This window comes from Snuella sedimenti (assembly GCF_016428595.1).
Classification (GTDB): Bacteria; Bacteroidota; Bacteroidia; order Flavobacteriales; family Flavobacteriaceae; genus Snuella; species Snuella sedimenti.
Window position 1 is genome coordinate 114,778 of record NZ_JAELVQ010000004.1, and the last position, 12,656, is coordinate 127,433.

Annotated in this window: 8 protein-coding genes; 5 read left to right on the forward strand and 3 right to left on the reverse strand. The window is 36.2% G+C overall.

The window, feature by feature from the left end:
• Positions 1 to 3 precede the first annotated feature (3 nt).
• Positions 4 to 1,488, forward strand: coding sequence for a SusD/RagB family nutrient-binding outer membrane lipoprotein (locus JF259_RS04955; protein WP_199114014.1), 1,485 nt, complete (start codon positions 4 to 6; stop codon positions 1,486 to 1,488).
• Between the two features lie 158 nt (positions 1,489 to 1,646).
• The gene (locus tag JF259_RS04960; RefSeq protein WP_199114016.1) at positions 1,647 to 4,958 is read left to right on the forward strand and encodes an FG-GAP-like repeat-containing protein; all 3,312 of its coding nucleotides are present in this window, start codon (positions 1,647 to 1,649) and stop codon (positions 4,956 to 4,958) included.
• Between the two features lie 183 nt (positions 4,959 to 5,141).
• Here JF259_RS04960 and JF259_RS04965 read toward each other — a convergent pair whose 3' ends face one another.
• The 3 genes from JF259_RS04965 to JF259_RS04975 all read right to left on the reverse strand — a co-directional run bounded on the left by JF259_RS04965 (position 5,142) and on the right by JF259_RS04975 (position 9,051).
• The gene (locus JF259_RS04965) at positions 5,142 to 6,485 is read right to left on the reverse strand and encodes a Gfo/Idh/MocA family protein (protein ID WP_199114018.1); all 1,344 of its coding nucleotides are present in this window, start codon (positions 6,483 to 6,485) and stop codon (positions 5,142 to 5,144) included.
• Positions 6,486 to 6,491: 6 nt separating this feature from the next.
• Positions 6,492 to 7,880, reverse strand: a complete 1,389-nt coding sequence (locus JF259_RS04970; RefSeq protein WP_199114020.1) for a 3-keto-disaccharide hydrolase — start codon at positions 7,878 to 7,880, stop codon at positions 6,492 to 6,494.
• 130 nt (positions 7,881 to 8,010) lie between these two features.
• Complete coding sequence (locus JF259_RS04975; RefSeq protein WP_199114022.1) at positions 8,011 to 9,051, reverse strand: substrate-binding domain-containing protein; 1,041 nt, start codon at positions 9,049 to 9,051, stop codon at positions 8,011 to 8,013.
• 134 nt (positions 9,052 to 9,185) lie between these two features.
• Between JF259_RS04975 and JF259_RS04980 the strand changes: the two genes are divergently transcribed.
• The 3 genes from JF259_RS04980 to uxaC all read left to right on the forward strand — a co-directional run bounded on the left by JF259_RS04980 (position 9,186) and on the right by uxaC (position 12,655).
• Complete coding sequence (locus JF259_RS04980) at positions 9,186 to 10,001, forward strand: SDR family oxidoreductase (protein ID WP_199114024.1); 816 nt, start codon at positions 9,186 to 9,188, stop codon at positions 9,999 to 10,001.
• 15 nt (positions 10,002 to 10,016) lie between these two features.
• On the forward strand, positions 10,017 to 11,180 hold the full coding sequence (gene uxuA, locus JF259_RS04985; protein WP_199114026.1) for a mannonate dehydratase: 1,164 nt from the start codon (positions 10,017 to 10,019) through the stop codon (positions 11,178 to 11,180).
• 62 nt (positions 11,181 to 11,242) lie between these two features.
• Entirely contained in the window at positions 11,243 to 12,655 is a 1,413-nt protein-coding gene (gene uxaC / locus JF259_RS04990; protein WP_199114028.1) for a glucuronate isomerase, read from the forward strand.
• Position 12,656: the final 1 nt, after the last annotated feature.

Below are 12,656 nucleotides of genomic sequence, written 5' to 3' on the forward strand. Positions count from 1 at the left end.
GATATGAGAAATTCAATTTATATATTACTAATTGCACTGCTTTCTTTTAGTGCATGTGACAATGGTTTTGAGGAACTAAATGTTAATCCGACTAAGCCAGTACAAGTTAGTGTAGCGAATAAACTAACAGCTACACAAAAATTCATGTCAAGTGAACGTTATGATAATTGGAGGGCAAATCTAATTTATCAATCTACCATGATGCAGCATATATCTACGACTGCAGGTTATTGGAGTGGTGATAAATATACTTGGAATAAAGGGTATGCATCTTCTTTAATCGATAGATATTATGAAAATGCAGTAAAAAGCATTGAAGATGTTATGTTTCAATTGAATGCAGAAGAAGCTCCAGATGAGATGAAAGCTATCGCCAGAATAATGAGAGTATATATTTATTCTAGATTGACAGATTTATATGGAGATGTTCCTTATTCTGAGGCAGGGCAAGCCTTTATTAGTGGTATTTTGAAACCTAAATATGATGCACAAAGTGTAATATATCCAGATTTATTAAAAGAATTAGAAGAATCTGCTGCGGCATTGGGTTCCGGCACATCTGGTTTTGGTGCTGCTGATGTAATTTATCAAGGAGATCAAGCAAAATGGAAGCGTTTAGCAAACTCATTAATGTTAAGGTTAGGATTTAGGTTAATAAAGGTGGATCCAAGTAGTTCTCAAGCTTGGGTTACTAAAGCTATAAATGGAGGTGTAATGCAGTCTAATGATGATGTGTTCTTTTTTCCTCATGATGATACTAATAACAGAAATGGAAATAGTGAGGCATTTGATGCTGATGGAAATCAACGTTTGAGTAAAACATTTGTCGATTGGATGCAAGCAACAGGAGATCCAAGGTTGCCTGTGCTTGCTAGAAGAAATAGTGATGAGAGTACTAATCCTGTCGATTTAAAAGGTTTGCCAAATGGTTTGGATTCTAATACATTAGAAGGGGCGACAGGTGAAACAAGTACGGATGCATTTGCAGAACCAAACATTACAAATATAGGGCAAATGAATGCGCCGATGTTTTTTCAAACTTATGCTGAGGTTGAATTTATGTTAGCTGAAGCTAATGTTAGATGGGGTATTGGTACAGATGCGGAAGCACATTATAATGCAGGAGTAACAGCTGCAATGAAAGTTTTATCTATGTATGGTGATGGGGCGGTTATTAGTGATTTTGATATTGCCGATTATTTAGCGAATAATCCGTACGATTCTGGAAATGCCATAGAACAAATTAATAATCAATATTGGGCAGCTACATTTTTAAATGAGTATGAGACCTTTGCAAATTGGAGAAGAACGGGCTTTCCTGTTTTAACACCTGTAAATTATCCTGGTAACGTTACAAACGGAACAATCCCAAGACGCTTAACTTACCCAGAAAGTGATCAAAGTAATAACCCTGAAAATTATGCAGCTGCTGTTGCAGCGCAAGGTCCAGACGAACTTACTACTAGAGTATGGTGGGATAAACAGTAAGTTGTATGCAAGAAATAATGTTAAAAAAGGGAGTGGTTTTTGTACCCTCCCTTTTTTTATCCATTTAGTGTTTCGTTTTTATTAAGAGTTATTTTATTTTAGTTGATAGCGTAATTTTTTGGAAAATAAAATATCCAGTATTTAAATTAAAAGAAATAATGAGCAGGTTTTTAATGTTTTTATTAAAGTCCTTAATAGTGATTTATTCTGTGGGGGTCTGTGCTCAAAACAGTAAATTATTTACAAAGGTTTCTGCATCAAAGAGTGGCTTAAGCTTTAATAATACCATAAAGGATGACAAAGAGAAAAATATTTTAATTTATTCTAATTTTTATGGAGGAGCAGGTGTTGGTGTTGGAGATTTCAATAATGATGGTTTAGAAGATATTTTTTTTGCAGGCAACATCGTTGAAGATAAACTTTATTTAAATGAAGGAAGATTAACATTTAAAGATATCTCAAAAAAAGCTGGATTAATTAATGATGGAGGCTGGTCAACTGGTGTAACTATAGCAGATGTAAATAATGATGGGTTTGATGATATCTATGTAAGTAGGGAACTATTCGACCATAAGCCAGAACTTAGGAGGAATTTGCTATATATAAATAATGGAGATTTAACTTTTACAGAGTTAGCAGAAAAGTATGGGGTTGCTAACAGGGGGAGGACTAGACATGCTACGTTTTTAGATTATAATAAAGATGGTTTTTTAGATCTTTTTCTATTGACACAACCACCAAATCCAGGAAGTTATTCAGAATTTTTTGGATCTACACTTTTAAAGCCCGAATTTCATTTGGTCTTATATAAAAACGATGGAAAAGGTAAGTTTATTGAAGTAACACAAGAAGCGGGAGTAAATATGACCGGATTTCCCAATGCTGTCTCTGCAAGTGACTTTAATAATGATGGTTGGACAGATCTTTATGTAGCAAACGATTTTTATGCTCCAGATTTTTTATTTATAAATAACCAGGACGGATCATTTACCAATATAGGAAATCAAGCGTTAAACCACATGTCATATTACAGCATGGGAGTAGATGTCTCTGATATCAATAATGATGGGTTTTTAGACGTGTTTGTTGTAGATATGGTAGCAGAGGATAACTTTAGGCTAAAGGCTAATATGAGTGGCATGAATCCAAATGCGTTTTGGAAAGTGGTCAAAGATGGGGGGCATTACCAATATATGTTTAATAATTTTCATTTGAATAATGGAAATAACACCTTTAGTGATATAGCTCAAATAACGGGTATGGCGGCTACAGATTGGAGTTGGGCTAATTTAATTGCCGATTTTGATAATGATGGTCATAAGGACGTCTATATTACCAATGGTTTGTTAAGGGACATAAGAAATACCGATGCCGATAAAAAAGTTGGTAAACATATCATAGAAGTAGCCAACAAATGGGTGAAGGAAAACCCCCAAGGGGGAGACATCAGTATTTGGGATATTCTCGATTTAGATGAAACCTTATCACTTTTACCTTCACAACCTATTAAAAATTATGCTTATAGAAATCTAAGCAATTTGAATTTTTCAGAGACAAGTGAAAGTTGGGGGCTTGATGATGAATCCTTTTCTAATGGTGCAGCTTATGCCGACTTTGATAATGATGGAGATTTGGATATTGTTGTCAATAATATTAACAAAACAGCTTTTTTGTACAGAAATAATTTAACCAATAAAAACTTTTTAAGAATAAACTTAAAATCAAAAAATAATAGACCTGTCCTTGGCTCCAGAGTTGAAATTCGTGTTAATGGAGAAAAGCAATTTTTTGAAACAACTAATGTAAGGGGCATATATTCTACAAGTGAAGATATAGTACATTTTGGATTGGGGCAGACATTAGAAGTTGATTCTCTTAAGGTTATTTGGCCCAATAGAAAAGTAACAATATTAGAAGGAGTAAAAGCCAATCAAGAACTCACGCTTTACCTAGAAGATGCTAGTGAAGAACTACACAATAAAAGTAATGAACATCAAATGTTCAATGATATAACTTCAACGGCAGCTCTAAAGCATAAGCACATCGAAAATATATTTAATGATTATGATTTTCAGGTGTTATTGCCTCATAAACTATCCCAGTTTGGACCTGCATTAGCTGTGGCTGATGTCAATAATGATGGTTTTGACGATGTATTTATTGGTGGTGCAGCCAATAAGGAAGCAACGTTATACACATACAAGGATAATGCCTTTGTTAAATCGAACGAATTATTATGGCAGAATGAAAAAGAATATGAAGATATAGATGCGTCGTTTATAGACATTAACAGTGATGGGTTTTTGGATCTCTATGTTGTGAGTGGTGGTAATGAATTTGAAGCAAATAATAAAACTTATGCAGACAGGTTATATTTAAATAATGGAAAAGGAATATTTACAAAAACGACAATAAAAGATCTGCCAAGTATAAGTGGGAGTGTTGTTAAAGCTAACGATTTTGATAAGGATGGCGACCTCGATGTTTTTGTAGGAGGAAGGCTGTCGCCTCGTGACTATCCAAGACCTACTTCATCCTTTATTTTAAAAAATGACGAGGGAGAACTTATTAATGAAACGAATACTATAGCCAAAGAATTGAATGATATTGGTATGGTGACAGATGCGGTTTGGAGTGATTATGATCAAGATGGCTGGACCGATTTAATTGTTGTTGGCGAATGGATGCCCATAACCTTGTTTAAAAACAACAAAGGGATATTAAAGAAACAGTCAATAGAAGATTTGGAGGCGACGAAGGGTTGGTGGTTTAGTATCGAACAAGGCGATTTTGATAACGATGGGGATTTGGACTTTATTGCAGGTAATTTGGGGCTTAATTACAAATACAAAACAGCAACAGATAATCCTTTCGATGTATATTATCATGACTTCGATAATAATGGTAATTTAGATATCGTTTTGGGGTATTATCAAGAAAATAAACACTACCCTTTAAGAGGTTTTTCTTGTTCATCCCAACAGGTGCCTAGCTTAAAAAAAACCTTTAAAAAATATGATGTTTTTGCCTCATTGGAATTAAAGGATGTATATGGAGAAGATAAGCTTCGGGAGGCTTTGCATTATAAGACAGATACATTTGCTTCTGTGTTTATTGAAAACAAAGGAAAAGGTAATTTTAATGTGACTAGTCTACCAAATATGGCACAATTGTCAAATATTAACGATTTCGTAATAGACGATTTTAATAAAGATGGAAATTTAGATGTATTGTGTGTTGGTAATTTATTTGTTTCAGAAATAGAGACGACACGTAATGATGCAGGTCATGGTTTGGTGCTCTTAGGAGACGGTAAGAATAATTTTAAATCCTTACATTTTTTAGAGAGCGGTATATTTTGTAATAAAGATGCAAAAAAGGCAAAATTATTATCCTATAAAAATCAAAAATTACTCCTTGTAGCAAACAATAATGATATACTACAAGTATTCAAGGTTATTAAAAATTAGTTTAAATGCTATATTCTTAAACTGGTCTAAAAAGTGATTTATTTTGTCACCCAGAGCCTTTCAGCTGTGGCTCAATACAGGCTAAAGTGAAGAATCTTAAAATATAAATCACTAGTGATTTATATTTTAAGATTCTTCACTTCATTCAGAATGAACTTTTCAGACTTTTTATAAAAATGGCATTTACAACTTAGGCTCCCACCCGGGCTCATAAGTACGGGACCATAATTTCATGGCATCGCGATCGAATATGCGACCACTTGTTTCATCAATATCAAATGATTTTCCTATTCGGGAAGCAATATTGGCATAATGCGTCATCGCCTGACTGATGGCACCTTGCAGTATAGGTGAGTTTAGGGTTTCCTTACCGCGAATGGTTTCAAAAAAGTTAACGGCATGTCGTGTTGTTAAATTACCGCCACCACCAAGAGCAATACCGCTTTCTTTACTTGCGGATTGGCTGTCTTTAACCAGTTTTCCTTTCAGATCATATAAGCTGTAACCACTGCGGTCTACAAATACAGAACCATTAGAACCATGAATAATGGTACCACGTCCTTTTCCATATTTGTTGTAGTTGTTTCTACTCTGGCAATCCCATTGTATAACGCGATTGTTGGCGAATCTAAAAGTTGCTTCCATGGTATCGTACATCTCCCAGCCATCATCTTTATAATGGTATTTCCCTGATAATACATCTACATGTTCTGGGTATTCTACATCTAAGGCCCAACGCGCAATATCAAGCTCATGGGTGGCATTATTTCCCATTTCGGCTGTTCCGTAATCCCAACCGTACCAATGCCAGTTATAGTCCCATGTATTGTCCGTATACGCTCTTCGTGGTGCAGGTCCCTGGAACAGATCCCAATCCAGCCCATCTAGAGGTGCTGTTTGCGTTTGTTTAGGAACTTCACCTCGGCTATTAACGTAAAAGGCTATGGCTTTATAAACATCACCAATTATTCCGTTGTGGATGTCCTTTATAATTTCCGTAGTTTCTAGGGAAGAACGTTGCTGGTTGCCCATTTGGACCACCTTGTTGTATTTTTCTTGGGCGGCTACGACCAATTCGTTTTCGCGTCCGTTATGGCTACATGGCTTTTCTAAATACACATGTTTCCCCGCCTGCATGGCCATAATCGCTCCGGGGGTGTGCCAATGGTCGGGAGTTGCCATGAAAACGGCATCCACCTCTTTGTCTTCTAGTACTTTACGAATATCATTTTCCAAAATGGGCGCCTTCTTAATATGCTTTGCTACATAGGTGGCGGCCTTTTCTCTTTGGCTTTTCATAACATCGCACAAATAGAGTAGGCGAACGTTGCTTTTTCTGTGAGCGATGGGTTCTATGTAAGCGCCATAACGCCTTCCTAAGCCTTGAATAGCTATATTAATACGATCGTTGGCACCTATTATGTTAGAATAGCTTTTTGCAGACATGGCATTAATGCCGTTACTAAAAGCAAGCCCCATGGCTCCTGCTGTTGTTTTTTTTATAAAATCTCTTCTATCTGTACTCATAACTCATTACTTTTTGTCGTTGTTAATTGGGCGTATTTTTATATTTCTAAAGAATACAAGATCACCGTGGTCTTGAAGTAAAATTTGGCCTTTTTCTGCCTCTCCAAAATTTGGCCATTTGGCATATTTACTTTCTTTTACTAGCTTGCGATAGGCTTCACTTTTACGTTCGTACTCTAACACCTTTACACCATTTAACCAATGTTCTACATGGTTGTTTTTAGAGATAATACGAGCAGTATTCCATGCGCCTATTGGGTTTACAGGCTTAGTAGGATCTGCTTGTATTAAATCGTAAAGAGAGGCAACTGTTCTACTGCCCTCGTGATTTCCAAGTTTTGCATCTGGGTGCTTGGCATCGTCGAGTATTTGGAATTCTAACCCGATCGAAGATCCAGGGCCTTTATTAAGTTCGGTATCTACATAATATTTAATACCACTATTGGCACCTTCGGTTAATTTAAAATCTACTTTCAATTCAAAGTCACCAAAAAGTTCGTTCGTAACGATGTCGCCGCCTGCATTCGATTCGGCACCACCCGATGCAAGAACAGCTAGTACGCCATTTTCAATTTTCCAACCCTTTTCAGGAAACGTATCTAGTCTGGCGCCACGCCATCCATTGGTGGTTTTTCCGTCCCATAGCAGTTTCCAGCCATTTTTTTCTTCATCAGCAGTTAAATTGTTTTTAGTGGTAATAGGTGGAGCCGTTGATGGTGTACTATACTTTTCTACTTGATCTGTTATTATTTTTACGTTTTTCCACATGACTTGTGTGCCATTTTTTTCTTCGTTATTTCCAATGCCGTGTACCTGCAAACCAATAAAACCACTCGCAGTTTTATCATCTATTAAATAAGAAGCAGGTGTGCCATTAATCCATGTTTTAATGGTGTCTCCAATAGCTTCAATTCTATATTTATTCCAATCATTTTGTTTAAATGCCTTTTGTGCAGTAGGGTTATTCGATAGAGGATATAACCAGCCTCTTCGCGCTTCATCATAAATGCCGCAGCTCCAAGCTCTTTCCGAAGGGTCAATTTCTATTTGATACCCATGAACTCTTCCATTATTATAGGAAGGGAGGCTATTACTGCGTATTTGAATACCTGAGTTAAGTTTTGGGTCTACTTTGTATTCGAGTTCTAGGATAAAATCGCCGTACATCTCGTTAGAGCATAAAAAGGTATTAGGGGTATTAAGTGTAGAGGTTCCTATAATTGTATTGTCCTTTACTTCATAAGTTGCTTTTCCTCCTTTAATGTGCCACCCATCTAATGTTTTGCCATCAAATAAGTAAACCCACGGTTCTGATTCTTTTTTAGTATTGTTACAGTTGGTAAACAATAACAATGCAATAAATGAAAAGAATGCTGTCATTTTTAGTTGTTTCATGTTAGATATCATTTTAGTATTGTGCTTTAAGTGTATGACTTATGGTTTTAAGTTTATATGAATTATGATTAAGTTAAAAAAACGTGTTCGCACACGAAAATATGAAATAATTGATAATTAACCCCATTCTTTAGCTAAAATTTACATTTTCCTTGGTTAGTATTTCTATGGGCGAATAAATTTTTTGTTCTGGCGTTTTCTTTTCAATTAAGTAGTTGGTCATTAAGGTAATGGATTTGTGTCCTTGGATAAAAGGTTGCTGCGATATCAAAAATGAAACCTTATCTTCGTTTAGGCATTTAATATTTTGTTCTGTATTATCAAAGCCTATTAGTGCTAGTTCTTTTGACGTAATATTATTTAGGCAATTGGCGAAAACCGAAATTCGACTACTAGGGACATAAACACCATTTATGGAGGGGTTCTCTTCTAGAATGAGCTTGAGGTCCTTTTTGAGTTGCTCGGTGTTGTTTAGGTCGATAATGTTTGCGATACTGCTTTTTATGGGTAACCTATTGTTTAGGAAATAGTCATTGAAACCGTGAATACGTTCGGAAATTGCTTGGTGATTATCTACGTTTAACCGTGTGTGAATAATTAAAATAGAATAATCGTCTTTTAAACATAAGTGCATTAGTTTTCCCGCTAAAAGTCCAGCTTTAAAAGCATCCTGACCTATAAAGGAAATGTTGTTAAAGCCTTCAAGTTCTACGTTAATAAACACATAAGGAATGTTATTGTCGTCTAGTGTTTTGGTTATTTGATGCGTTTCTTTAATAAATATTGGAGCAATAACAACACCGTCTGGATTGGATTGCATTAAAGTTTCGAAAGTATTTAAATAGGAAGAGGCATCAAATTGGTCGAAGCTAAAGTTGTTTACAGTAATGCCAAATTTTTCAACCTCCTCTTGAGCACTTTGAGTGCCCATTAAAGGCGCTTTCCAAAACGTATTGTCGGCATTAGATTGAGGGATTAAAGTAGTTATTTTAAGTTTTTTGTTAAGAGCAAGTGAGCTTGCAATTTTATTGGTTTTAAAGTTGTGTTTTTTTATAATAGCTTTGACTTTTTTAGCCGTTTTTTTAGACACGCCTTCCCTATTGTGGAGGACTCTGTCTACTGTTCCAACAGATACATTGGCTTCTTTTGCTATGTCACTTATTGTTACCATCTGTTTTTCTTTAAGATACGCTCTATATGGTCTCCAAAGGTATACAAAACTATTGTTTGTACTAATAAAATCATTTTTTATGTTATATTTGCGTGTGCGAACACGAAAATAAAATACAAATAAACAAAAAAATAATGAATTCGCTTTTTAATATTAAGGATCAGATTATTCTAGTTACAGGAGCCTGTGGGGTGTTGGGAGGAAGTATTGCAGAATACTTATTGAAAAAAGAAGCAATAGTGGTGCTTTTGCATTACAAAGAAGCACCTTTGTTGACAGCTATAGAGGGGTTAAAGGCCAAAGGGTATAATGTTGATGGATTTGTTTGTAATGTTCTGGAGGAAAATAGTTTGAGGTTGGTTCGCGAAAAAATTGTAGCAAAATACCATAGAATTGATGTGCTTATCAATGCCGCAGGGGGTAACAGACCGGGAGCGACCATTGGTGAAGATCAAACGGTTTTTGATTTAAATATGGATGATTTCAAGGCTGTAACAGATTTAAACCTAAACGGAACGGTGATTCCTTCAATCGTTTTTGGAGAAGTTATGGCCAGACAAAAGAAAGGTGTCATTATTAATTATTCGTCCATGGCTGTAGATAGAGCGATCACTAGGGTGGCAGGGTACTCTGCAGCAAAAGCGGCAATGGAAAATTTCACACGTTGGATGGCTGTTGAGATGGCTACAAAATTTGGAGATAGCGTTCGGGTGAATGCCATAGCACCAGGTTTTTTTGTTGGAAATCAAAACCGCCGTTTATTGATTAATGATGATGGCTCTTATACAGAAAGAGGAAACGATATTATTAGAAACACACCGATGAAGCGTTTTGGAGAGGCCAATGAATTGCATGGAGCTGTTCATTTTTTATGTAGCGAAGCTTCTAAATTTATTACAGGGGCTGTTATACCCGTAGATGGAGGGTTTAGTGTTTTTAGTGGGGTTTAAATATTAAAAATAAACATGAAAGAGACGTTTAGGTGGTATGGTGTTAAGGATACGGTAAGTTTGCAAGACATAAAGCAGACTGGGGCAACGGGTGTAGTAACGGCATTACATCATGTCCAAAATGGAGCGGTTTGGGAAGTTGAAGAAATTAGAAAAGTAAAAAATGCAGTTGAGGAGGCAGGGTTGGAATGGACCTTTATAGAAAGTATTCCCATTCATGAGAATATAAAGCTAAGAAGAGGTGATTATTTAGAGCGCATTGAAAATTATAAGCAAAGCATTATTAATGTAGCACAATGTGGTATTAAGTACGTATGTTATAATTTTATGCCGGTATTGGATTGGACACGTACCCATCTATTTTGGGAATTGCAGGATGGGAGTACAGCCTTGCGTTTCGATAAAGTAGATATGGCTGTTTTTGAATGTCATATTATAGCCTTGGAAGGTAGTGAGGCATCTTATTCTGAAGCCATTTTAAAAAAAGCCAAAAACAGATTTGCTTCCATGACCCCTGAAGAAAAACAGCGGTTAGAAGATGGTGTTTTAAAAGGCTTGCCCGGTACGGTCGATGATCTTACAATTCCAGTGTTTAAAGATATGATCGCACAGTACGAAGGTGTTACCCATGAAGATTTAAAAGCAAATCTATCGTACTTTTTGAATGAGGTCATTCCAGTAGCCGAAGCACATGGTGTTAAAATGGCCATTCATCCCGATGATCCTCCATTCGATATTATGGGCTTGCCAAGAATTGTAAAATCCGAAGCAGATTTAGAAGATTTATTGAATTTTATTGATAGTCCTTCAAATGGTATAACATTTTGTACTGGCTCATTAGGAGCCAATCCAGAAAATGATCTGCCACGCATGATAGAAAAATTTGGAGACCGCATTCATTTTCTGCACTTACGCAATGTAAAAAGAGAACACGATGGTAGTTTTTATGAAGATAACCATTTAGAGGGGTCGTCCGATATGTACGAAATTGTAAAGGCCGTTTTAAAAGTTGAAAACCGTAGAGGTATTTCTATTCCAATGCGACCAGATCACGGGCATCAAATGTTGGACGATTTAAAGAAAGAAGAGATTCCAGGCTATTCGGCTATTGGAAGATTACGCGGTCTAGCGGAAATTCGAGGTCTTGCCATGGGAATTAAACGAAGTTTGGACTTGTAGTGGATTTAATTATTTAAGGCAAAGTGACTCAGGTTAACGAATAAGACAGACAATCAATATAAATGACTCAGATAAAAACAAAAACCTTTATTACGGATAATTTTTTGCTCCAATCTAAAGAAGCAGAGATATTATATCACGCGTATGCAAAGGACATGCCTATTATAGATTATCATAATCACTTATCGGCTAAATTAATAGCCCAAGATAGGCCGTTGGGTAATATAACGGAGGCTTGGTTGAGCGAAGATCATTATAAATGGCGGGGTATGCGAGCCAATGGCGTCGAAGAAAAATTTGTTACGGGTACTGCTTCTTTGGAAGAAAAATTCCTTAAATGGGCAGAAACGGTACCGCATACGGTTCGTAATCCCTTGTTCCATTGGACACAGTTAGAGTTAAAACGTTATTTTGATATCGATGCTATTTTACAACCAAGTACAGCACAGGAAATCTATAAAAAAGCGAATGCTGTACTGGCAACAAAAACACCGGCACAATTATTAGAGGATATGAAGGTGGAAGTAGTATGTACTACTGATGATCCTACAGATAACTTGGCGTACCATAAAAAAATAGCTGCTGGTAAGTTTTTTACAAAAGTATTACCAACGTTTAGACCAGACGCGTTATTTTTTATCGGAGAATCAAAATATATAGATTACTTAAAAAAGTTAGAAGACTGCGTTGCGTTTGCTGTCGATAGTTTTTCAGCTCTTTTAAAGGCTATTGACAACCGGATAGCGTATTTTCATGACAATGGCTGCCGATTAAGTGACTATGGCATTGCAGGTCCAATTGTGATGCAGGAAGTAACCACAGAAGATGTGACTGCTATTTTTGAGAAGTTTTTAAAGGGAGAAACCTTATCCGATTCCGAAATTAATAAATACAGAAGTTACCTATTGTTGTATTTAGGCAAACAATACCATAAGAAAAATTGGGTGCAACAATACCATTTAGGAGCTTTGAGAAATAATAATACGCGATTGCAAGAGCAAATTGGTGCCGATGCTGGTTGCGATTCCATTGCCGATTATTCAATGGCGGAAGCGATGTCTAAATTATTCAATACACTAAACTCTAGCGATCAGCTTGCGAAAACTATAACCTATAATTTAAACCCATCGCAAAACGAAGTGTTTGTAACGATGATGGGGAATTTTAATGAAGGCGGTATACCTGGGAAAATGCAATGGGGGTCTGCATGGTGGTTTTTAGACCAGAAAGACGGCATGGAAAGACAAGTAAACACCCTATCCAATATGGGATTATTGAGTAGGTTTGTAGGCATGTTAACAGATAGCCGTAGTTTTTTGTCTTTCCCAAGGCATGAATATTTTAGACGCATTCTATGTGACTTGATTGCAGAGGATGTAAATAAGGGCTTAGTGCCTAATGATTTGGAGTTCTTAGGTAAAATGATACAGGATATTTGTTATTACAATGCAGTAAATTATTTTGATTTTAATTAGT